The sequence below is a fragment of the Curtobacterium sp. LFS084 genome, from assembly GCF_047977705.1.
GTDB lineage: Bacteria > Actinomycetota > Actinomycetes > Actinomycetales > Microbacteriaceae > Curtobacterium.
Genome location: NZ_JBFPFM010000007.1, coordinates 101,922 through 123,506, shown reverse-complemented (window position 1 = coordinate 123,506; position 21,585 = coordinate 101,922). Strand labels below are relative to the sequence as shown.

General features: G+C 70.6%; 19 protein-coding genes and 1 tRNA gene. 9 read left to right on the top strand and 11 right to left on the bottom strand.

All coding sequences use genetic code 11. The features are described from left to right. Positions 1-63: 63 nt before the first annotated feature. Complete coding sequence (locus ACNQOV_RS06715) at positions 64-690, bottom strand: TetR/AcrR family transcriptional regulator (protein ID WP_416393890.1); 627 nt, start codon at positions 688-690, stop codon at positions 64-66. Between the two features lie 287 nt (positions 691-977). Next, entirely contained in the window at positions 978-1,895 is a 918-nt protein-coding gene (locus ACNQOV_RS06710; protein ID WP_416393889.1) for a trimeric intracellular cation channel family protein, read from the bottom strand. Positions 1,896-1,964: 69 nt separating this feature from the next. On the opposite strand from ACNQOV_RS06710, the gene efeU reads away from it, so the two are divergent. From efeU to ACNQOV_RS06695, 3 genes are read left to right on the top strand one after another with little or no spacing between them, the layout of a single operon-like run. Continuing rightward, on the top strand, positions 1,965-3,554 hold the full coding sequence (gene efeU / locus ACNQOV_RS06705) for an iron uptake transporter permease EfeU (protein ID WP_416393888.1): 1,590 nt from the start codon (positions 1,965-1,967) through the stop codon (positions 3,552-3,554). Beyond that, a complete protein-coding gene (gene efeO, locus ACNQOV_RS06700; protein WP_416393887.1) occupies positions 3,541-4,764 on the top strand; it encodes an iron uptake system protein EfeO in 1,224 nt (407 codons plus the stop codon). Before efeU ends, efeO begins: the two co-directional genes overlap by 14 nt. After that, the gene (locus ACNQOV_RS06695) at positions 4,761-6,158 is read left to right on the top strand and encodes a Dyp-type peroxidase (RefSeq protein ID WP_416393886.1); all 1,398 of its coding nucleotides are present in this window, start codon (positions 4,761-4,763) and stop codon (positions 6,156-6,158) included. The genes efeO and ACNQOV_RS06695 overlap by 4 nt, the downstream gene beginning before the upstream one ends. A 306-nt stretch (positions 6,159-6,464) precedes the next feature. Here the strand turns inward: ACNQOV_RS06695 and ACNQOV_RS06690 are convergent, their stop codons facing one another. Together ACNQOV_RS06690 and ACNQOV_RS06685 are read right to left on the bottom strand one after the other, a co-directional pair. Next, complete coding sequence (locus ACNQOV_RS06690; protein WP_416393885.1) at positions 6,465-8,801, bottom strand: bifunctional metallophosphatase/5'-nucleotidase; 2,337 nt, start codon at positions 8,799-8,801, stop codon at positions 6,465-6,467. Between the two features lie 148 nt (positions 8,802-8,949). Then, the gene (locus ACNQOV_RS06685) at positions 8,950-10,119 is read right to left on the bottom strand and encodes a Gfo/Idh/MocA family protein (protein WP_402267426.1); all 1,170 of its coding nucleotides are present in this window, start codon (positions 10,117-10,119) and stop codon (positions 8,950-8,952) included. An 81-nt stretch (positions 10,120-10,200) separates the two neighbouring features. Here ACNQOV_RS06685 and ACNQOV_RS06680 point away from each other — a divergent pair, with 81 nt between their 5' ends. The 3 genes from ACNQOV_RS06680 to ACNQOV_RS06670 all read left to right on the top strand — a co-directional run bounded on the left by ACNQOV_RS06680 (position 10,201) and on the right by ACNQOV_RS06670 (position 12,599). Then, positions 10,201-11,625: a glucose-6-phosphate dehydrogenase gene (locus tag ACNQOV_RS06680; protein ID WP_416393884.1), complete on the top strand. Its 1,425-nt coding sequence runs from the start codon at positions 10,201-10,203 to the stop codon at positions 11,623-11,625. Between the two features lie 27 nt (positions 11,626-11,652). Further along, positions 11,653-12,438 (top strand): dienelactone hydrolase family protein, encoded by a 786-nt coding sequence (locus tag ACNQOV_RS06675; RefSeq protein ID WP_416393883.1) that lies wholly within the window; start codon positions 11,653-11,655, stop codon positions 12,436-12,438. 88 nt (positions 12,439-12,526) lie between these two features. Beyond that, positions 12,527-12,599 (top strand) — tRNA-Arg (locus tag ACNQOV_RS06670). Here ACNQOV_RS06670 and ACNQOV_RS06665 read toward each other — a convergent pair. After that, the gene (locus ACNQOV_RS06665; protein WP_416393895.1) at positions 12,565-12,789 is read right to left on the bottom strand and encodes a helix-turn-helix domain-containing protein; all 225 of its coding nucleotides are present in this window, start codon (positions 12,787-12,789) and stop codon (positions 12,565-12,567) included. The two genes, ACNQOV_RS06670 and ACNQOV_RS06665, sit on opposite strands and share 35 nt — an antisense overlap. Between ACNQOV_RS06665 and ACNQOV_RS06660 the strand changes: the two genes are divergently transcribed. The 3 genes from ACNQOV_RS06660 (at position 12,740) to ACNQOV_RS06650 (ending at position 14,826) form a co-directional block, all read left to right on the top strand. After that, entirely contained in the window at positions 12,740-13,258 is a 519-nt protein-coding gene (locus ACNQOV_RS06660; protein ID WP_416393896.1) for a hypothetical protein, read from the top strand. The genes ACNQOV_RS06665 and ACNQOV_RS06660 overlap by 50 nt on opposite strands. Before the next feature lie 448 nt (positions 13,259-13,706). Further along, positions 13,707-14,360 (top strand): hypothetical protein, encoded by a 654-nt coding sequence (locus ACNQOV_RS06655; protein WP_416393882.1) that lies wholly within the window; start codon positions 13,707-13,709, stop codon positions 14,358-14,360. 10 nt (positions 14,361-14,370) lie between these two features. Beyond that, positions 14,371-14,826, top strand: coding sequence for a hypothetical protein (locus ACNQOV_RS06650; RefSeq protein WP_416393881.1), 456 nt, complete (start codon positions 14,371-14,373; stop codon positions 14,824-14,826). Positions 14,827-15,045: 219 nt separating this feature from the next. Here the strand turns inward: ACNQOV_RS06650 and ACNQOV_RS06645 are convergent, their stop codons facing one another. The 6 genes from ACNQOV_RS06645 to ACNQOV_RS06620 all read right to left on the bottom strand — a co-directional run bounded on the left by ACNQOV_RS06645 (position 15,046) and on the right by ACNQOV_RS06620 (position 21,572). Next, positions 15,046-15,522: a hypothetical protein gene (locus ACNQOV_RS06645; RefSeq protein WP_416393880.1), complete on the bottom strand. Its 477-nt coding sequence runs from the start codon at positions 15,520-15,522 to the stop codon at positions 15,046-15,048. Between the two features lie 537 nt (positions 15,523-16,059). Then, the gene (locus ACNQOV_RS06640; protein WP_416393879.1) at positions 16,060-17,154 is read right to left on the bottom strand and encodes an alkene reductase; all 1,095 of its coding nucleotides are present in this window, start codon (positions 17,152-17,154) and stop codon (positions 16,060-16,062) included. A gap of 52 nt (positions 17,155-17,206) precedes the next feature. Then, positions 17,207-17,425 (bottom strand): hypothetical protein, encoded by a 219-nt coding sequence (locus ACNQOV_RS06635; protein WP_416393878.1) that lies wholly within the window; start codon positions 17,423-17,425, stop codon positions 17,207-17,209. A gap of 69 nt (positions 17,426-17,494) precedes the next feature. Then, the gene (locus ACNQOV_RS06630) at positions 17,495-17,938 is read right to left on the bottom strand and encodes a MarR family winged helix-turn-helix transcriptional regulator (RefSeq protein ID WP_416393877.1); all 444 of its coding nucleotides are present in this window, start codon (positions 17,936-17,938) and stop codon (positions 17,495-17,497) included. A 284-nt stretch (positions 17,939-18,222) separates the two neighbouring features. Continuing rightward, positions 18,223-20,859, bottom strand: coding sequence for an MMPL family transporter (locus ACNQOV_RS06625; RefSeq protein ID WP_416393876.1), 2,637 nt, complete (start codon positions 20,857-20,859; stop codon positions 18,223-18,225). A 74-nt stretch (positions 20,860-20,933) separates the two neighbouring features. Beyond that, complete coding sequence (locus ACNQOV_RS06620; RefSeq protein ID WP_402267397.1) at positions 20,934-21,572, bottom strand: TetR/AcrR family transcriptional regulator; 639 nt, start codon at positions 21,570-21,572, stop codon at positions 20,934-20,936. Positions 21,573-21,585 lie beyond the last annotated feature (13 nt).

The window sequence follows — 21,585 nt, the reverse complement described above, 5'->3', positions numbered from 1 at the left end:
CTGGCGCACGGCGCTACCGTTGCGCCGCCGCGCGCCGCGCCGCGCCGCGGCGCGCGCGGCGCGCTAGCGCTGGCGCACGACCGCCTCGACGAGGGCCGCGACGACCTCGCCCGGGTTCACCCCGGGCAGCGCCGCCGAGTCGAACACGATCCCCACGTTCGCCCCGATGAGCACCCGGGCGAAGTCCGCCAGCGGCATCCCGGCATCGATCTCCGGGTGCGCCCCGAACCACAGCTCCACGAGCTCGAGCACCCCGTCCTGCAGCTCCCGCCGCTGGCGCACGAACTCGGGCAGGAACTCGGGTCGGCGCATCGCGTACCCGCGGAACTCCGAGAGCAGGGCGAACTGCGCGGTCTGGTCGTGCCGGCCGAACGCTGCCCGGACGACGTCGCCGATGTCCACGGCTGCGATGTCCGCACGCACGAGTTCCCGCAGCGAGCCGAGCACGAGGTTCGTCTGGCGCTGCATGACCTCGGCGACGAGGTCTTCCTTCGACGAGAAGTTCGAGTAGACGGCACCCTTGCTGAACCCCGCGCGGGCGGCGATCTCGTCGAGCCGGGCCTCGTGAACGCCCTGCTCGGCGAAGACCTGGGCGCCGGCGACCAGCAGGCGCTCGCGCACCTCGGCTCGTGGGGTGCGGGGCGTGGGCGGCCCGGTGACGGAGGAGCTGGGATCGGCGTCGTCGCTCATCGGTTCCTGATTCGACGGGGCCCGCCGTGATCCGTCGGGTCCGGCTTCGTCGGGCTGGCGTGAGGGTGGGTCACGACCATTGTGCTGGAGGCAGGGTGCGTCGGGAGACCTGCCGCGCCGCGCGTCTGATCCCGCGCGGCATCAGCGAAGCCCCCAACCACAGGTCCGTTCGGAACCGGCGCGTTCGGGTCGCGTCGGTGCTCCAGCGGACCATGGACGCCGGGTCGATACCCGGCGGTACCGATTGTACGACCGAGGACCGACAGATGACAGCCCCCTCGGCGCGTTCAGCCGTCCGACGGTTCGACGGACCCGGACCCGGACCCGGACCCGGACCCGGACCCGGACCCGGGCCCGGACCCCGACCCGGGTCCGGATTCGAACCCGGACCCGGACCCCGACCCGGGTCCGGATTCGAACCCGAACCCGGAGCCGGACCCGGACCCCGACTCGTTCTCGTGGTGCACGCTCCCCGCGCCGGACCGTCGGCCCGGTCGTCGGAGCAGTCGGATGGCCTCCGGACGAAGCTTCCGACCCCGCTGGAGCAGGGAGCCGAGGGTGGACTTCGGCTGCCAGTCGCGACCGTTCGGCAGGCCCCACCCCCGTCGGACGGCACCCCAGCGCAGCCCGAGGGAGAGGACGATCGCGGCGATGATCCCGATCGACGGGGACCCGAGGTGGGACGCGACGACCATCACGGCGGACGCGGCGACGGCCACGGTGGCGTAGAGCGCGTTGCCGCCGAACACGGCGGGGACCCGACGGAGCAGCAGGTCCCGCATCGCACCGCCACCCACCGCCGTGATCGTGCCCATGATGATCGCGGCCGGCCAGTCGAGCCCGGCGTCGAACGTCCGCTGCACCCCGACGACCGACCAGAAGCCGATGACCGCGGCGTCGAGCACGGTGAACAGCCGGTCCCAGGTCAGCTCCGAGAACGACACGAAGAAGGCGATGAGCGCACCGGCGATCGCGACCGGCGCGTACAGGGGGTCGACGAGCGCGACGGGCGGCCCGTTCTGCAGCAGGGTGTCCCGGAGCATGCCGCCGCCGAGGCCAGAGACGAACCCGACGACCAGGAAGCCGAAGAGGTCGAAGTCCATCGTCCGGGCGAGCGAACCGCCGAGCAGCGCCGACGCGAACACCCCGGCGAGGTCGAGCACGTTCGTGACCGACGCCAGGCCATCGACCGACAGCAGGTTCATGAGAACCATCAAACCCCACGCCGGACGACTGGCGAGCCGGACCGCGGTTAGGTTAGCCTCACCTTCGTCATGCTCGCCACTCTCGTCATCGGCCTCCGCGAAGGCCTCGAAGCGACCCTCATCGTCGGCATCATCGCCGCGTTCCTCCGTCGCAACCGCGTCCCCCTCGCCCCCATGTGGCTCGGCGTCGGGGTCGCCGTGGTGCTCAGCGTCGCCGTCGGCTTCGGCCTGCAGGTCGTCGAGCAGGCCCTGCCCCAGGCCCAGCAGGAGGGCATGGAGGCGATCATCGGCATCGTCGCCGTCGTCTTCGTCACGGGGATGATCGTCTGGATGCGCTCGCACGCGCGGAGCCTCACGACGGAGCTCGAGGCGAGTGCGACCGCGGCGCTCGGCCGCGGCACCGCCTGGGCACTCGCCGGCATGGCCTTCCTCGCCGTCCTCAAGGAGGGCTTCGAGACCGCGGTCTTCCTGCTGGCGACGTTCCAGGCCTCGTCCGACACCGGGCTCGCGGCACTCGGTGCGGTGATCGGCATCGCGGGCGCCGTCGTCGTCGGGTACGGCATCTACACCGGCGGTGTCCGACTGAACCTGTCGAAGTTCTTCACCGGCACCGGGATCTTCCTCGTGTTCGTCGCCGGCGGGCTCGTGCTGACCGTGCTCCGCCGCGCGCACGAGGCCGGTTGGATCGTCATCGGGCAGCAGCGCACGGTCGACCTCGGCTGGCTCGCGCCGAACGGGTCCGTGCAGGGCGCCCTCGTCACCGGCGTCCTCGGCATCCCGCCGGACCCCCGGGTCATCGAGGTCCTCGGCTGGGTGCTCTACGTCGTCCCCGTCCTCGCGATCTCGCTGTGGCCGCGCGCCTGGCGTCCGTCCCGCACCCGGGTGCCGGCCGTCCGGACCGCCGTGGCCGCCGTCCTCGCCGTCGCCGCCGCGACGCTCGCGATCGCCGTCCCCACGGGCAGCGTCGACCTGCCGCACACGACCGCCGTCACGGGCGGCGCCGGTTCCGTCACCGCACAGGTCGACGGGGCGACCGCGACCATGCGCACCAGCGGCACGGGCCAGGAGGCGCGGGTCGCCTTCCCGGCGTCGACCCACCGGAGCGTCACCCGCGCGGGCGTGACCGCTGACCGCTGGCGGCGGACCGAGGACGGGTCGGCCGCGCAGCGGCCGTCGAGCCTGACGCTCGACGATCTGGTCGACCTGTTCGGGCGCGTCCCCGTCGGGGTCTCGCCGAGCACGAACCCCGGGCCGTTCACGGCCCGCTGGGTGGTCCGCGACACCGTCACCCTGTGGACGGTCCGGGGTGGGGTCCTGGACGCGAGCCGCACCGAACGCACGGTGCTCACGATCGCCGGTGGGGGCCTCCCGTCCGCTCGCACCACGACCCTGGACCGCGGGGTCTGGTCCGTGCCGGACGCCCGCGTCCAGCAGGCCGCCACCGCGGTGGCGGCCGCGGACACGCGCTCCGCCGAGCTGCTGCTCTGGAAGGCCTGGCTGCCGATCGCCCTCGGCGTCGCCGCCGCGGCCCAGGCGTTGCTCGCGCTCCGCGACCGCCGTCGCCGGCCGGCCCCCACGACCCACACCCCCGAAACCGACCCGTCGCGCGGCCCACCCGCGGACGACCCCACGAGGAGCCCTGAGTATGCCGTTCGGTAGGACTGCCCGCCCCCTGACCACCCTCGGCGCCCTGGGCGTCGTCACCGCCCTCGCCCTGACCGGCTGCGCGAACTCGTCCACGACGGCCGGTGCCGGTGCGAGCAGCTCCGGCACGGTGTCCCGCGTCTCGGTCACGCTGACGAACGACGGATCCGACACGTGCGCCGTGTCGACCACGAAGGTCCCCGCCGGGCCGGTCACGTTCACCGTCAAGAACGAGTCGTCGACCGCGATCACCGAGGTCGAGCTGCTGCAGGACCAGCGGATCCTCGGCGAGAAGGAGAACCTCGCGCCCGGGCTGGCCGCCGTGACGTTCACCGCCACGCTCAGCGGCGGCAAGTACCAGGTGTACTGCCCCGGGGCCGACCGAGAGCTCACCGACTTCACCGTCACCGGCAAGGTGACCTCGACGGCGAACAGCAGCGCCGCGACCCTGCTCGACGAGGGCACGAAGGGCTACGCCGAGTACGTCGACGGGCAGGTCACCGACATGGTCGCCGCGGTCGAGCAGCTGCAGAAGGACGTCGACGCGGGCGACCTCGCCGCCGCGAAGACCGACTACGCGAACGCCCGTCCGTTCTACGAGCACGTCGAGAGCGACGTCGACGGCTTCGTGAAGAAGGGCTACAAGGCCACCGACAACGCCGGCAACCTCGACTACCTCATCGACATGCGGGCCTCGAACCTCGACCCGGCCGTCGGGTGGAGCGGGTTCCACGCGGTCGAGAAGGACCTGTTCCAGGCCGGCGCCATCACCGCGTCGACCAAGAAGACCGCCGCTGACCTGACCGAGAACGTGCAGCTGCTCGCGAAGCTCGTGCCGACCCTCGACTACAAGCCGGAGGACCTCGCGAACGGTGCCGCCGGCCTGCTCGAGGAGGTCCAGTCGAACAAGATCACCGGCGAGGAGGAGGCGTACAGCCACATCGACCTCGTCGACCTCGCCGCCAACGTGGAGGGTGCCCGCCAGGCGTTCGCGTACCTCAAGCCCGGCCTGACGAAGCTCGACCCGACGCTGACGAAGCAGATCGCGACGCAGTTCGACCGGACGAACACGCTCATGGACGGCTACCGCGACGCCGACGACCTGGGCGGGTTCGCCACGTGGGACGCCGCCACCGAGGCGTCCGACGCGAACACCATCTCGCAGCAGGTCCAGGCGCTGCAGGACCCGCTGTCCCGCCTCGCCGAGAAGGTCGCCACGGCGTGACGACCCCGCACGACGCGACGACCCCGCACGACGCGACGACCCCGCACGATGCGACGACCCCGAACGACGTGACGACCACGCTCGACGAGCAGCCCCGCGACCAGCCGGGCCCCGCTTCGCTGTCCCGGCGCGGGCTCTTCGGCGCCGGCGTGACCGCGGGCGTCGCGGCGGCCGGAGCCGGCATCGGCGCGGCGGCTGGGGTGGCCGGGGCGACCGCCGCGACCGGGGTGAACCCGTTCACCGCGGCGACGAACGGCGACGAGTCGATCGACCTCTCCCAGAGCCACCCGTTCTACGCGACCGCCGCGCGGCAGCCGCAGGGCGGTGTCCGGACCGCGCCGCAGCGCTACTGCGTCTTCATGACGTTCGACCTGTCGTCGACCGTGACGACCGACCTGCAGGTGCTCCTCGCCAGGTGGTCGGCGTCGATCGCGCAGCTGCAGGCCGGCAAGACCGTCGGCAGCGTCGAACCCGCGCACGGCGACGGCGTCGGCGCGGACACGGGGGAGGCGCTCGACCTCGGTCCCGCGTCCCTGACCGTCACGGTCGGCCTCGGCCCGGGGATCTTCGACGAGCGGTTCGGCCTGGCGTCGAAGCGACCGGAGCACCTCGCCGCGATCCCGACCCTGCCGAGCGACAACCTCGACGCCGGCCTCACCGGTGGGGACCTGTCCCTGCAGGCCTGCGCGGACGACCCGCAGGTGGCGTACCACGCGGTCCGCGACCTCGCCCGGATGGCCAGGGGCACCGCGACCGTCCGGTGGACGGTGCTCGGCTTCGGCCGGGCCTCGGCCGGTCCGGACCAGTCGACGCCCCGCAACCTGATGGGCTTCAAGGACGGCACCCGCAACATCACCACCGACGAGGACTACGACCGCTTCGTCTGGCTCGACGAACCGGGTCCCGGCGCCGGGTGGATGCGGGGCGGGACGTACCAGGTGGTGCGGAAGATCCGGATGAACATCGAGATCTGGGACGCGGACGTCGTCAGCGACCAGCAGCGCGTGTTCGGACGCACGAAGATCGAGGGCGCTCCGCTCTCGGGCGGATCCGAGCACACCACGCCGGACTTCGGCGCCGCGCACCGGGACGGCACGACCAAGATCGACCCGAAGTCGCACATCGCACTCGCCGCGCACGAGGCGAACGGCGGCGTCAAGATCCTCCGTCGCGGCTACAACTACACGGACGGGCTGAACCAGTACGGCCAGCTCGACGCCGGGCTGCTCTTCGCCGCGTACATGAACGACCCCGTGCACTTCACGACGCTGCAGCGGAAGCTCGGCGCGTCGGACCGGCTGAACGAGTACGTGTCGCACATCGGGAGCGCGGTGTTCGCCGTCCCTCCGGCGCCGCGCAAGGGCTCGTACATCGGCGAGCAGCTCTTCCGCTGACGACGTGAGATGGGTGCCCTCCGTCGTTTCCCTGGAGACGGAGAGCACCCGCGTCGCGGAGTCCCCCGGTCGGAACCACCGTCCGGGATGAGAGGCGACCCAGCGCGACGCGTCGCGATGCGACAGGGCTGAGCGTACCCCGCAGATCGCCGGTCCAGCGGGGAACCACCGTGATGGGACACGTTGTCCCGGCCGCCCGCGGACCGTGTGTCGGTCCTGCGGGCCGGAACCGTGCCTCCTGGACCGACGAGAGCGGGCCGTCCCACGTGGGTGGGACGACCCGCACGATGGCCGGGAGGCGCGGCGTCAGTCCGTCAGGTCCGTCGCCTCCGGCTCGGTGCGCTTCCGGCGGACGAGCGCCAGTGCCGCGAGACCCGCGAGGAGCAGCAGGCCCGCCGCGACGGCCGGGGCCACGATGTCGGCGCCGGTGAAGGCGAGCGCGCCGCCGGCGTTCGCCGGGACCGCGCCGTCGACGATGCCGTCACCATCGGTGTCGCCACCGACCGTGCCACCCGTTCCGCCGCCCGCTCCCGGGGTCCCAGGGGTGCCGGGGTCGGTGGGATCGGTCGGGTCCGTCGGGTCCGTCGGGTCGACGGCTGCGGCGACCGGGATCGTCACCGCGAGCGTGATCGTCTGCCCGTCCGGCAGCGTGACGACGAGCGGCTCGTCGGTCGTGGCCGCCGGGGCGACGGCTGCGGCGAGGGTGGTCGTCGCGGCTGCCCGGCCGAGCGCGGTCGCGGGGGTCGCGGTCGCGCCGGGGACGAGGAACGACAGGGTCGCCCGTCCCTGCTCGTCCGTGGTGTCGATGATCGTCGTGTCGATCGCCGCGCGGTCGAGTTCCTCCCCACCCGCGCTGACCGTGACGGTGCCGCCCTGGTCGGGTTCGTTGCTGAACGTCAGCGAGGAGAGCTCGATGGTGACCCGGTCGCCCGGCTGGAACCCACCGTCGGGCGTCGCGGTCGTCCGGACGCCGGTCGAGCGCTGGTCGTCCGCGACGACCACCGATGGGTTGGCCCGGAAGTACTCGACCTGTGCCTCGAGGTCGACCGTCCCGCTGTCCTGCTTCGACGCTGCCCGCGTGAACGCCGCGAAGTTGTCGCCGCCCCCGGCGAGGAACGAGTTGACCGTGACCTTGTACGTCGTGTCGGCCACGATCGGCTTCCCGTCGAGGGTCATCGTCGTGACGTGCGAGCCCGCGGCTGCGTCCGGGTCGTAGGTGTACCCGAAGCCGTCCGAGGCGCCGAGCTTGAGGAACGGCCGGCTCGACCCGGTCGGCTGCCACTGCTCCTCGAGCGCCTGGCGGATCTGCGCGCCCGTCAGGTCGAGGACCACGAGGGTGTTGGCGAACGGCTGGACGACCGCGGCCTCCTTGTAGGTGACCGCGCCCGAGGCGATGTCCGCGCGGAGGCCGCCGGGGTTCATGAACGCGAGTTGCGAGCCCTGTCGGGTGGTCGCGGCGCGCTGCACCTCGGCGACGAAGTTGCCCATGGTGGACTCGCCGCCGCGGTTCTCCGAACCGTTCGACTGGACGGCGCGCTTGAGGTCCCGGTCGACCGTGCCGAGCTCGACGGCACCGAGCTCGTCGGCCTCGGCCACGGCAGCGGAGACGGTGGCCTGCACGTCGGCGTCCGGCGTGAAGGTGCCGTCGACGAGCCGGATGTTCTCGGCCACGGACGGGGTGACCGTGCCGTCGGCCGCGACCTGCAGCTGCACGTGCCCGAGGTTGAAGCCGTACGAACCGGTCTGGATCACCGGACGCTCGACGTCGCTCCCCGTCGGGGCGACCCAGTGCACGTACGTCTGGTGCGTGTGGGCGGACAGGATGGCGGAGACTCGCGGGTCCACGCCCCGCACGGCCTTCGCGAACTCGGAGTCGCCGTCGAGGTCCGTCGCGGCGCTGCTCTCGGCGCCGTCGTGCACGAGCAGGACGAGGACGTCGGCCTCTCCGTTGCCGGCGACGCCGTCGGTGAGGTCGGCCGCGACCTTGTTCACCTCGGTCGTGATGTCGCCCATCTCGAGCCCCTGGATGCCGTCCGGGCTCACGAGGCCCTGCCCGACGAGGTCGACCGTGGCGCCGATGAAGCCGACGCGCTTGCCGCTGATCTCCTCGATGGCGTAGGGGGCGAAGGCGGGCTCGCCGGTTGCCTTGTCCAGGATGTTCGCGGAGACGTAGTCCCACTCGGCCTTGCGCACGCCCTCGCCCTGGCCGCCGATCACGCGGTCGCGCAGGTCGTCCTGGCCCTTGTCGAGCTCGTGGTTGCCGATCGCGCTGACCGACAGGTCCATCTGGTTCAGCACGTCGATCGTCGGCTGGTCGTCCTGGATGAAGGACTCGAAGGTCGAGCCGCCGATGTTGTCGCCCGCGCTCACGAACGCGCTCGTCGTGGGGTCGTCGCCCCGGAGCTCGTCGAGCGCCCCGGCGAGCACGGCCGCGCCCGCGGCGTCGCCGTCGCGGGGCGGCGTGCTGATGGACTGCGCGATGCGGCCGTGGAAGTCGTTGACGTCGTAGAGGTCGATCGTGGTGTCCCCGTCGGCGGCCAGCGCGGCGGACGGGACGGACAGGGCGACGAGCACGCCGGCGGTGGCGAGTGCTGCGCCACCGACGAGGCGCCGTCGTCGGCGCGAGGAGGTGTGAGCGTTCATCGCCCACGAACCTATGAACTCGTACAGCGACGCGCCAGGGTGTGCCGCAACACGTCACGTGGTGTTCACACACGCAACACGCGGGCCGCACGCCGCTGGAGGCGTCGCGCCTCGGGCGTCGGGCGTCAGGCGTCCGACGTCCCGCTCGTCACGGGATCTCCCGCCACGTGCCGTCGGCAGCGCTGCCGACCACGGCGTCGATGACGTGCGCGGCCCGGGCCCCGTCCGCGAACGTCGGGAGCCCGTCCGGCCAGCCCTCCGGGTCGGGCCCGCTCCGGACCGCCTCGTACGTGTCCGCGACGAACGCGGCGAACGCGTCGAGGTAGCCCTGCGGGTGCCCGGCCGGTACGACCGCCAGCCGGCGCTGGTCCGGGACACCGAGCGACGGGTCCCGCACGACGATCTGCGCACCCCGCTCGTTGCCGAACCACGCCGACTCCGGCTGTTCCTGGTCGAAGGCGGCGGACCCGCGGGTGCCGTCCACCTCGAACCACAGCCGGTTCTTCCGACCGGACGCGACCTGCGAGATGACCACGTTGCCGATGCGCCCGGCGCCGGTCCGGAAGGTCGCGACGGCGGTGTCCTCGGTCGTCACCTCGGCGCGCTGCGAGGCGTCGGCGACCGGGTCGGGATCGGGGGAGCCGGAGAACGACGGACCGGACGCCGCCGGCCTGGTCGGGTAGACGATGTCGGTCGCCGCGGACACCGACGCGAACCGCTCACCCGTGACGAACTCGACCAGGTCGCACCAGTGCGACCCGATGTCGGCGAACGCCCGCGAGAGGCCGCCGGACCCCGCGTCGACCCGCCACGAGGACGCGTCCTCGTCGAGCATCCAGTCCTGCAGGTAGTGGCCGTGCACGGCGAGGAGTCGTCCGAGGTCGCCGTCGGCGATGCGACCGCGGATCTCGCGGATGATCGGGTGGTAGCGGTACACGAACGGCACGGTCGCGACGACACCGGCCCGACGAGCGGCCTCGACCAGTTCGTCGGCCTCGGCGGTGTCCATCGCGAGCGGCTTCTCGCAGACCACGTTGATGCCGGCGGAGACGACCGCGAGCGCCTGCGGGTGGTGCTGGTCGTTCGGCGTGCAGACGTGCACGACGTCCGGAGCGTCCGCGATCACCTCGTCGAGCGACGCGTAGCCACGGGGGAGGTCGAGCTGCGCGGCGACCTGCTCGGAACGGGACGGACTCCGGCCGAGCACGCCGAGGACCTCGGCCCCGGCCGCGCGGGCAGCCCGCGCGTGGACCCCGGCGATCATGCCGGTCCCGACCACGGCGACGCGCAGGCGTCGCTCTCCGTACCCACTGCTCATGGTGCTCCCTCGCGCCGGACTGGACCCACCGTACCGACGACTCCCGGCCACACGCCGGAACGCGTGAGTACGTTCTGGGGCATGTCGAGCCTCCAGACCTCCCTGCTCATCCTCGGTGCCAGCGGCGACCTGTCCAAGCGACTGCTGCTGCCGGGCCTCGCCACGCTCCTCGAGGTGAAGGACGACTGGGACGTCCAGCTCGTCGGCGCCGGTGTGGAGGACATCTCGGACGCCGACTGGAAGGCGCAGGTCCGGACGTCCTTCGAGAACGCGCAGGCGTCGAAGAACGAGGAGGACGAGGGGGCTGGCGACGGTGGCGAGCACCTCAGCAAGCGACTCCTCGACGTCATCGACGCGTCGAGCTACCGCAAGGCCGACGTCACCGACGCGGACGACCTGCGCGCCCTGCTCGGCGTGTGCGAGCACGACCCCGCGATCTACTTCGCGCTGCCGCCCGCCGTGACCGAGAAGAGCTGCGAGGTGCTGAAGGACCTCGACCTGCCGTCGGGGACTCGCCTGGCGCTCGAGAAGCCGTTCGGCACCGACGCCGAGAGCGCCGAGCACCTGAACGACGTCCTGCACTCGTTCCTCCCGGAGGAGCGGATCCACCGTGTCGACCACTTCCTCGGCCGCTCCACCGTCCTGAACCTGCTCGGCCTGCGGTTCGCGAACCGCATCATCGAACCGCTGCTGTCGTCCGCGCACGTCGCCCGCGTCGACATCGTCTACGACGAGACGCTCGGCCTCGAGGGGCGTGCGCGCTACTACGACAAGGCGGGCGCGCTCGTCGACATGATCCAGAGCCACCTGCTGCAGGTGATGGCCGTGGTCGCGATGGAGGCACCCGCCTCGATCGACGCGGACGACCTGCGCACCCAGAAGGAGCTCGTGCTCCGTGCCGTCCGGCCCTGGGGCGGCGACGTCGTCGCGGCCGGCAAGCGTGCCCGGTACATCGCGGGGACGATCGGCGACCGCTCGCTGCCGTCGTACACCGACGAGGACGGCGTGGACCCGGACCTCGGCACCGAGACGCTCGCACAGCTCACCCTCGAGATCGCGAACTGGCGCTGGGCCGGCGTGCCGTTCACACTCCGCTCCGGCAAGGCCCTCGCCGCGCAGCGCCGCGAGATCGTCATCACCTTCAAGGACTCGCCGCACGTGCCCGTCGGCCTCACCGGCGCCGAACTGCCGGACCGGCTCCGGATCTGGATCGCCCCCGACGAGATGCAGCTCGAGCTGAACGTGAACGGGGCCGGCGACCCGTACTCGATCGACCACACGAGCCTCGACGTCACCTTCAACCCCGGACGGCTGAGCGCCTACGGTGAGGTGCTGGCCGGCGTGCTCGAGGGCGACGCGACCCTCTCCGTCCGCGGGGACAGCGCCGTGCAGGGCTGGAAGGTCGTCGAGCCGTTCCTGCAGGCATGGCGCAGCGGGAAGACACCGCTGGACGACTACGCCGCGGGCTCCGAGGGGCCCGCTTCCTGGGACAACATCGACTGCTGACGGTCCGCGCGGCGTAGGTTCCGAGGCGTGACCACGATCGACGACGTCCTGCAGACCGTTCCCGAACCCGCCGGAGCCGACGTGCGCGTCGACCCCGTCCGCTACGACCACGAGGGCACCGCGCTGCTCGGCGTGCTGGCGAAGGACGCCGCGATCGCGGGCCGACGCCCGGCCGTCCTCGTCGTGCACGACTGGCACGGCGTGAACGAGCACGTCGAGGCCCGCGTGACGATGCTCGCCCGGCTCGGGTACGTGGCGTTCGGCGCCGACGTCTACGGCGAGGGCGTCCGGCCGGGCGACGACACGGCTGCGGAGGTCGCCGGGTCGTACTACCAGGACCTCCCGCTCATGCGCGCCCGCGTGCAGGCCGGCCTCGACCGTCTGCTCGAGGACCCCGACGTCGACCCGACCAAGGTCGTCGTGATGGGGTACTGCTTCGGGGGATCCGCGGCCCTCGAACTCGCACGCACCGGAGCCGACCTCGTCGGCGCGGTGTCGTTCCACGGTGGCCTCATCGTGCACGACCCCTCCGACGCGTCCGCGATCCGCGCGAAGCTGCTGGTGCTCACCGGCGCATCCGACCCGGTCGTCCCCGACGAGACCGTCGTCGCGTGGGAGGACGAGATGCGTGCAGTGCCCGAGGTCGACTGGCAGCTCGTGAGCTACGCCGGCGCCATGCACGCCTTCGCGGTGCCCGGGACGGACGCGCCGGACCACGGTGCCCAGTACCAGGCACGCGCCGACCGCCGCTCGTGGCGTGCGCTCGAGGTGTTCCTCGCCGAGGTCTTCGACGAGGAGCTCGCCGCGCATTGAGGCCGACACGCCGACGGGGGCGCTCGGGCGGCCTCGATTGGCGCCCGAGCCGCAGCTGTTGTAGAGTCTTCCACGGCCGCAAGGCCACGCGCTCGTAGCTCAATGGATAGAGCATCTGACTACGGATCAGAAGGTTGGGGGTTCGAGTCCCTTCGAGCGCACACTGTGTCGAGACACTAAGGGAAGCCCCGTCGTAACCGTCAGGTGACGATGGGGCTTCCCCGTTGTCCGCCACCCGAACGGCACACCCGTCCGCGTCGCGAAGAGGCGCGGCAACGCCAGCCGTGGTTCGTAGATCCCGTTGATCCAACCGCTGACCGAGTTCCGGGACACCCCGAGGTATTTGGCCATCTCGACGTTGCTGACGTTCGAGACGCGCAGCGCCTTCCGCATCCGGTCTGCCAAATCCCAGCCGAGCGGACTTAGCGGCGGCGTGATCAAAATTGACGTCGAGGGCGGCATGTCCGCCGACGTCGTGTACTTCGCCGGCACCGTGTTCCCCGGCGAAGTGCTCGTGAGCTGGGCGGAAGCCGTGGCGCGGGTGTCGTCCATCGTCACCGGCATCGCGATCACGCTCGTCGTCGGGCTGAACGTCGCGCTGCGAATCCGCGAGTTTGTCAACCGCGTCCGGCAGATCGCGTCCAACCTCGGCCTCGTCAAGCACGAGGTGAAGAACAACCACGACACGAACCTGCGCGAAGAGGCCGACGTCCGGCACGCGGAGGACGCCTTCTGGGGGATCACGCTGCCCGCGCAGATCGACCTCTGGTCCGGTCAGTACAACGCCGCGATGAACGTCGCGTCCGGGGCGGGCAAGTGATGGGCGTTCACGAGCGTGCCGTCGCCGTTGGCCCCATCTGGTGCACCGGTCAGCGGGCGATGCGAACCGTGCTGCAGACGCCGCTTGCGATCGCCGTCGGCCTCGGAAGCTCGGTCGCCGTGCTCACCGCCGTCGCGCCGCAAGTGCGCCGCGCGACATCCTGCCGCCGTCGTGGCTCGCGCGCTAACGGGGGCATTCGCGTTCGTGGTCGCGATTGCCACGACCCTGTCGAAGCTCACGGCAATCCCGGTTGTGAATCGGTGGCTGACGCGCGTGCATGTTGGATCGCTCCCGAAGTCGGCTGCGCTGGCGGAATCGGACGATACCGACGACGAGCTGCCCGAATCGAGCAGCGGGGGGGGTATCCCGACGATCGGACGTGGGAACCGTCCGACGCGCTCACCTGACGCAGCGATGCCTGCGACGCGGTCGTGTGTAGTGTCGCAGCGTGAAGCGAAATGCGGGCGTCATTACCACCATCGTGCTCGTCGGCGTGGCCCTCGTGATTTTCCTGACGGCTTTCGTGCCAATCGACACGAAGAGGATCACCGCCGTCGCCGGAGTTGCAACTGCCGTGGCGGCTTTGGCGTCGCTTGGGTCGGCGCTCGTCAGCGGAAGATCGGCGCGTGAGTCCGCATTCGCAGCACGGCAGTCTGTTCGTGCCCTGAGCTACGCAGCCAAACCCGCTTTCAATCTCTACGTCGGCAATCGGAAAGACGAGTGGTTCTTTGTCCTTGAGAACACCTCTATTCACAAGGCCGGCAGTGTGGAGCTGCGATGGCAGCGATCCGGCGTGTGGTCCACCGCGATGCAACTCACACCGATGAATGGCATGACTCTCACCTCTCGAGGGCTGTCTTTCGGGACGAGTGGCGTGCAGCAACGTGTGCCGATGCCCGGAGCGGTCAGGACTCCCGAAGAGATCACTGCACTGAGCGTGACCTATACCGGGGTCACCGGACCGACACGCTGGACGACGGTGGTCCGGGTTCTGCCGGGTGAAGCGGTCTGGGACGCCTTTGTGATGTTGGAGGCGCGTCCAACGGAGATCGTCGAGGACAGCGAGCAGCCCGACTCGCTGTCACGGACCGGACTCGAATAGGCTCGGGCCCGTGCACTGGGACGCGGACTTCATTCGGTGGCTGGTCACCACGCTGATCGCAATCGCCGCTCTGATCATCCCGCAGATTGATAAGCGCCGCGCTTCGCGCTACAAGCCCATCTGGGGTCGGGAGGGCACGATGCGCGGAGAAACACATCGAGTCTTCAACAACACGGGTGAGGATGCCGAGGAGGTGCAGGTGAACCTCGTGTATTGGAGCATGCCGGACGACGACCTGGGAGACACGCTCGCCCGTGCTAACCGAGTCGCCGCTGGTGACAGTCTTGCTTACACCTTCCCAACGGAGGGGGCAATATTCATGCGCGTTCGATGGAAGCGCTCGAGCACACAACATTGGTACACACAGGATCTCGTGGACCCGGATCGGCGGAGTTGGCGGCAGCGACTGGGCGATCGGATTTCCGGCACCTCGAGACCATCGAATGCCGGCCGGAGAATTCACTGACGGAGGTTCTACGAGGCGATTGCGTCGATCGTGCGACGCCGATCCGCATCGTCGGTAGCGACGTATACGCGCGTCGTTACGGGGGATGCGTGCCCGAGCAGGTATCGCACGACGGCAAGATCGCGGTTCACGCGGTTCACGTGGTTCACGCGGTTCACGCGGTTCACGCGGTTCACGCGGTGAGCGCGGGATGCGGAGCGGTGCCGCAGCGAGTGGATCTTAGTCGGCGTCTAAGAGCCCGATAATGAGCTTGCCCACCCAGCGCGGCGACAGGTGCCTGTCCTCATCGCCCGGGAAGAAGAATCCGTGGGGCTGGTCGCGAAGGACGGTGGCAAGCCCCCTCGTCAGCGACACGTTGCGGCGCCTGCCACCCTTGCTGTGCACGACGAGCGTCCACCCGAGTATGTCTCCGTACACGTCGTCGGAGTGCGCGACAGCGATCTCAGCGCGCCGCATTCCGCAGTCGGCCGCGAGGCGCATCATGAGCCGTTCGCGCTCGTCACCGCGGCGCTTGGCGACGTGGAAGACGGTATCGGGGCTGGGGAGCGGCAGCGGTACGGCGGGTTGACCCGGGGCAGCGTTGCAGCCGGGTTCGTCGTCGTGTGACCGGCCTCGCCCGCCCACAACCAGAATCCGCGGAAGGTCGTGCGGCGTCCGCGTCGTGTCTCGCTCGCCCATGGTTGAGAACCGGCCCATGTCACCAGCCTGTCGGCCGTGACGGCCCACGGTGTCGGTGTTCCGATCCTGCGGGCAAGGTGCTCGAGGTGTTGACGGCGGATGTAGATCGTGATGCGGGGGAGTCCGGCCGCCTGCTGCGCGGCCAGGAATCCGAGGATTGCCAGGCCCCAGGATTCGCGGATCGTTCGCATTGCGGGCAACGACTGTTGCATATCTGCAAACGAATCCTGTCCTCGGTGCGCGGATCGCGCTCGGTTCGCGACCCGGCGCGGCGTGGCCCTACGCGACCTTTGGCAGCGGCGCGGCGGCCGGGGGACGACGGCGGATCGGCGTCACATTGGGGTCACTGCGCGGGTTGTGTCGACCGCGAACTACAGAACAGAAGGTTGGGGGTTCGAGTCCCTTCGAGCGCACAGCACCACCGATCCGATCGAAGGCCCCGTCGCACCGCGACGGGGCCTTCGTCGTTCCGCCGCGCGCTCGTCGCGGACGGACGGACGGGAGGCGCGATGCCAGCTGGCACCGCGCCTCCCGTCCGTCACGCAGCCGCGTCGACTACGCGGCCTGCGCGCGCGCCTCGGCCAGCGTCGGGTAGTCGGTGTAGCCCTCGGCCGTCGCGCCGTAGAAGAACTCGGGACGCGGCTCGTTCAGCTCGGTGTCCTGCTCCCAGCGGTACGCGAGGTCCGGGTTCGCGATCGCCGCACGACCGACCCCGACGGCGTCTGCGTGACCGCCCTCGACGAGGGAGATCGCCTCGTCGCGGGTCGTCAGCGCGCTGAAGCCGGAGTTGGCGACGAGCGGAGCGCCCGCCGTGCGACGGATGTGCTGCACGAGGTCGCCGGTCGGCTCGGCGTGCAGGACGTCGACGAAGGCGAGACCGAGCGGTGCGAGGCCCTCGGCGATGGCGGTGTAGACCGCGCGGACGTCCTCGGGGTCGCTCTCGAGGACACCCTGGATCCCGTGCTCGGGCGACAGGCGGATGCCGGTGCGGTCGGCGCCGATGGCCTCGGCGACGGCCGTGGTGACCTCGATCGCGAAGCGCGCGCGGTTCTCGGCCGAGCCGCCGTACTCGTCGGTGCGGGTGTTGGACGCTGCCGACATGAACTCGTGCACGAGGTAGCCGTTCGCCCCGTGCACCTCGACGCCGTCGAGTCCGGCGGCGATCGCGTTGCGGGCGGCGCGGACGAAGCCCTGCACGGCCTCGTGGACCTCGTCGGTGGTCAGGGCGTGCGGGACGGGCATGTCGGCCTTCGAGCCGTCCGGCAGGTGGGTCTGCCCCGGAGCGGCGATCGCCGACGGCGCAACGATGCGCGGGGTGGCGGAGATGGCGGTGTGGGAGACGCGGCCACCGTGCATGAGCTGCATCACGATGCGGCCGCCCTCGGCGTGCACGGCGTCGGCCACGCGGCGCCAGCCGGCGATCTGCTCGTCGGTCTCGATGCCGGGCTGGCCGGGGTAGGAGCGGCCTTCCTGCACGGGCCAGGTGCCCTCGGTGACGATGAGGCCGAGGCCGGCGCGCTGGGCGTAGTGCTCCACGAGCAGGTCGTTCGGGATGCCGTGCTCGCCCGCGCGGGTGCGCGTGAGGGGCGCCATGACGATGCGGTTCGACAGGGGGAGTGCGCCGAGTTCGGCGGGTTCGAAGAGCTTCACGCGGGGATGGAACGAGGTGTTGCCGTGTGCAATTCCCGCTCCGTGCGGATCGTCAGGATCTGGGGCACACGAGCGTCGACGAGCGCACCTGGCCCTCGGGTCGGATCACCTGGTGCAGCGAGAGGGGCTGGCCGCAGATCGGGCAACCGCGGTCGACGGTGCGGTCGTCGATGCCCTCGGGGTGCCCGGCGCCGATCTGCGACGGACCCATCTTGGCGATGAGGGTGCTGTTCCACCGTTCGTACCACTGCCCGAAGCGACCCATGGTCATCCCTTTCGTTCGTACACGAACCATTGTGCCACGAACGGCTGCGGAGCACATCGCCGATCCCGGGATCGGTCACACTGCGTCGACGCGCTCGAGCAGCTCGGTGAGCTCGTCCTTCAGTGCTTCGAGGCGTTCCAGCGGCCAGTCGAGGCGGTCGGCGACTGCGAGGGGGACCGCCCGGGCCTGTTCGCGCAGGGAGCGCCCGGCGACGGTGAGGGAGACCTCGAGCTGGCGCTCGTCCGTGGTGCTCCGGATGCGGCGGACGTACCCGGACGCCTCGAGGCGCTTGAGCAGCGGGCTCAGGGTCGCGGAGTCGAGGCGGAGTTCGCGGGCGATCTCGCGCACCGATCGCGGGTCCTGCTCCCACAGGGTGAGCATCACGAGGTACTGCGGGTGCGTCAGGCCCATGGGCTCGAGCAGGTCGCGGTAGAGCCCGATGACGCTCCGGCTCGTGGCCGCGAGCGCGAAGCAGAGCTGGCGGTCGAGGGCGAGCGGGTCGACGTCGGTCTCGGTCATCCGTCCACTGTACCGTTCGTGCGCGAACGAGTGGGCGGTGCGGGGCTGGTTGCGTGAGAGGGGGGCGCGCGTGCAACCTGCGACATCGTCGGCGTCGTACGACATCGGTCCTGTCGCTCGTGGGCGGACGCAACTGTTGCACGCGCGGAGTGACGACATCGTCGCTGTCGTGCGACATCGGCGATGTCGTTCCGGCTCGGCAGACGGGCGCCGGCCGCGACGCACAGGAGGCGCGGGCCGACCCGTGTGGGTCGACCCGCGCCTCCTGGGTGGTCGCGCCGTGACTAGGCGCGGTGCGCCGGCGGGTGCCCCGACTCGTGCGCGTTCGCATCCGGCTCCACCGGCAGCGCGTGCGAACCGGTGTGGGTGCTCTCGCGCCCGCCGGTCGGGTGCGACCGCTCGAGCTTCGCGCCCTCGACGTCGACGTCCGGCACGATCCGGTCGAGCCACTTCGGGAACCACCACGCGCTCTCGCCGAGCAGGTGCATCGCGGCCGGGATGAGCAGCATGCGGACGACGAAGGCGTCGATGAGCACGCCGAACGCCAGCCCGAAGCCGATCGGCTTGATGGTCGAGGAGTCCGAGAAGATGAAGCCCGCGAACACCGAGATCATGATGATCGCGGCCGCCGTGACCACCGCGCGACCGGCGTGCAGTCCGCGCTGGACCGCGACCTTCGCGCTCGCGCCGTGGGCGTACGCCTCGCGCATGCCCGACACCAGGAAGAGCTGGTAGTCCATCGCGAGTCCGAACAGGATGCCGATCTCGATGATGGGCAGGAAGCTCAGGATCGGTGCGGGGTCGTGCACCCCGAACACGCTGCCGAGCCAGCCCCACTGGTAGATCGCAGTCAGGCCACCGAACGAAGCCAGGACGGACAGGATGAAGCCGGCCGTCGCGGTGATCGGGACGAGGAACGACCGGAACACGATGATGAGGATGATGAGCGAGAGCCCGACGACCACCACGAGGTAGAGCGGCAGCACGTTCGAGAGCTTCTCGGAGACGTCGATGTTCGCGGACGCGTTGCCGGCGACGCCGAGCGTGACCTTGCCGTCGTCGGTGGAGACGGTCTGCTCGCGGAGGTCCCTGACGAGGGTCTCGGTGGAGACGCTGTCCGGACCGCCGGCGGGCTTCACCTGGAACGCGATGATGTCACGGTCCTTCGAGGCGCCGATCGGCAGGACGGCCGTGACGTCGTCGTTCTTCGCGATCGCCTCGCCGATGGTGACCTCGGTCGCGGTGACGTCGTCCTTGCTGACCGCGTCCGGCAGGGTCGCGACGACGAGGAGCGGGCCGTTCTGCCCGGCGCCGAACTCGCTGTCGAGCGCCTTGTAGGCCTTGTACTGGCTGGAGTCGACCGACTCGGACGCACCGGTCGGCAGGCCGAGGCGCATCTGCGTGGCGGGGAGCGCGATCGTGCCGAGCACCGCGACGCCGGCGACGAGCGTGATGACCGCGCGCCAGGTCGACATCGGCTTGTTCGGCACCCGGGTCGAGTCGGTGTTGCCGATCTTCGCGCGCTCCTTCTTCCGGAGGATCCGCATGCCGATGAGCGACAGCAGCGCCGGGGTGAAGGAGGTCGCGATGAGGATCGCGAAGAAGACCGCGACCGCGCCGACGGTGCCCATGAGTCCGAGGAACGGGATGCCCGTGATGTTCAGGGCGAGGAGCGCGACGATGACGGTCGCGCCGGCGAAGACCACGGCGTTGCCGGAGGTGCCGTTCGCGAGCCCGATGGACTCGTGCACGCCCATGCCCTGCTTCAGCTGCGTCCGGTGTCGGTTGAGGATGAAGAGCGAGTAGTCGATGCCGACCGCCAGGCCGAGCATCACCCCCAGCACCGGCGTGACCGAGATGAACTCGACGAGGCTCGAGAACGACAGGGCCGCGAGGGACGCGACGCCGACGCCGAGCACGGCGGAGACGAGCGGGACGGCCGCGCCGATGATCGTGCGGAGCATCAGGAACAGCACGATGGCGGCGATGATCACGCCGCCGATCTCGCCCGGACCGAGGATCGACGGGACGCCCTGGGCGATGTCGTTCGAGACGTACACGTCGACGCCGCTGATGTCGGCCGCCTCGGCGTCGTCCGCGATCTGGGTCTTCGTGTCGGCCGGGACCTCGTAGGTCGACTTCGTGAACTGCACGGTGCCGATGACGGCGCTGCCGTTCGACGACACGAAGCGGATGTCCTTCGACAGGTCGAGGAGCTTCGAGCCCTGTTCGAGCTCCTGCTCGCTCGCGTCGAGCTTCTTCGTGTTGGCGTCGATCTGCTGCTGCGCGGCCTCGAGCTGCTGCTCACCCGAGGTGATCTGCTGCTGCTGCGCGTCGATCTGTGCCTGCGCCTGCGCGAGCTGCGTCTGGGCGGCGGCCGCGGCGGCGGCTCCGGCTGCCTCGGCCTGGGCCTTCTGCGCGTTCAGCTGGGCCTGCGCGCTGGCGATCTGCTCCTTGCCGGACGCCAACTGCGACTGCTGCGCGTCGAGCTCCTTCTGACCGCTCTCGATCTGCGCACGGCCGTCGGTGATCTGCTCGCGGCCGTCGACGATCTTCTGCCGCTGGTCGTCGAGCTGCTGCTGCGTGTCGAAGCCGCTCGTGGCGCCCTTGACGCCGTCGAGCTGCTCGACCTTCTGCAGGAAGTCCGCGACGTCGGACTTCTGGGTGTCCGTGAACGCCTTGCCGTTCGTCGTCTCGAAGACGATCGTGCCGGTGCCGCCGTTCGCCGACGGGAACTTGTCGGCGAGCTCGTCCTGCACCTGGCTCGTCTTGGTGTTCGGGATCGTGATCGACGACGAGATGGTGCCGGCGAACAGCGAGTACGTGACACCGGCGATGCCCATGATCACGATCCAGGCGATGATCACGAGCCAGTGGCGTCGCGCGGAGAACCGTCCGAGACGGTAGAGGAGACCGGCCATGCGGTTGCCCCGATCCTTTCGTTGTCAGCTGCTGTGGTGCGGGGTGCGCCGGTGGACCCCTGGGGAGGGAGGTGTCAGTCGTCGGCCATGTAGCCGCTGCGGACGCTGTGCACGAGTCGTGCGAGCAGGGCGTCCCAGGCGTCGATCGCGTCCGGGTCGAGGCGGGGTCCGGTCGTCGTGAGCCAGTGGTCGGCGATCACGACGATCCCGCTCATCAGGGACTCGACGAGGAGTGCGGCGTCGAGTGCGTCGGCGGCCGGGTGGCGTCGGGCGACCTCGTCACGGAGCCGTTCGGTGACCCGTGCGAAGGCGGTCTGGGTGAGCACCGCGGCCTTGGGGTCGTCCTTGCCGGGGTCGCCGAGGATCCGGTACATCCCGGCGATCGCGGGCGCCAGGTCGGCACCGCGCGCGGCGGACTCGAGCTCGTCGAACATCGACGAGCGGCTGCCGTCGCCGACCGGGGTCTTCGCCATGTCGGCGAGGAAGCGGTCGATGATGACCGAGAGCTCCTGTTCGCAGACGGCCAGCAGGACCTCGTCGAGGGACCCGAAGTGGTTGAAGACCGTCCGGCGGGCGATGTCGGCCCGGGACGCGAGGTCGTCGACGCTGAACTCGCGGCCGCCGCGCTCGTCGATGAGGTCGCGAGCCGCCTGCAGGATCGCCGCACGGTGCTTCGCCTTGAGGGCAGCACGGCGGTCGATCGACAGGGTCACGGCCACGACACTA

What these genes read in the sequence shown, in the direction of transcription:
- ACNQOV_RS06665 (WP_416393895.1), bottom strand. Translation starts at nt 12,789, where the DNA reads ATGGCCAAATACCTCGGGGTGTCCCGGAACTCGGTCAGCGGTTGGATC.
- efeO (WP_416393887.1), top strand. Translation starts at nt 3,541, where the DNA reads ATGCCGTTCGGTAGGACTGCCCGCCCCCTGACCACCCTCGGCGCCCTG.
- ACNQOV_RS06690 (WP_416393885.1), bottom strand. Translation starts at nt 8,801, where the DNA reads ATGAACGCTCACACCTCCTCGCGCCGACGACGGCGCCTCGTCGGTGGC.
- ACNQOV_RS06710 (WP_416393889.1), bottom strand. Translation starts at nt 1,895, where the DNA reads ATGAACCTGCTGTCGGTCGATGGCCTGGCGTCGGTCACGAACGTGCTC.
- ACNQOV_RS06635 (WP_416393878.1), bottom strand. Translation starts at nt 17,425, where the DNA reads ATGACCATGGGTCGCTTCGGGCAGTGGTACGAACGGTGGAACAGCACC.
- ACNQOV_RS06685 (WP_402267426.1), bottom strand. Translation starts at nt 10,119, where the DNA reads ATGAGCAGTGGGTACGGAGAGCGACGCCTGCGCGTCGCCGTGGTCGGG.
- efeU (WP_416393888.1), top strand. Translation starts at nt 1,965, where the DNA reads ATGCTCGCCACTCTCGTCATCGGCCTCCGCGAAGGCCTCGAAGCGACC.
- ACNQOV_RS06680 (WP_416393884.1), top strand. Translation starts at nt 10,201, where the DNA reads ATGTCGAGCCTCCAGACCTCCCTGCTCATCCTCGGTGCCAGCGGCGAC.
- ACNQOV_RS06625 (WP_416393876.1), bottom strand. Translation starts at nt 20,859, where the DNA reads ATGGCCGGTCTCCTCTACCGTCTCGGACGGTTCTCCGCGCGACGCCAC.
- ACNQOV_RS06630 (WP_416393877.1), bottom strand. Translation starts at nt 17,938, where the DNA reads ATGACCGAGACCGACGTCGACCCGCTCGCCCTCGACCGCCAGCTCTGC.
- ACNQOV_RS06645 (WP_416393880.1), bottom strand. Translation starts at nt 15,522, where the DNA reads ATGGGCCGGTTCTCAACCATGGGCGAGCGAGACACGACGCGGACGCCG.
- ACNQOV_RS06715 (WP_416393890.1), bottom strand. Translation starts at nt 690, where the DNA reads ATGAGCGACGACGCCGATCCCAGCTCCTCCGTCACCGGGCCGCCCACG.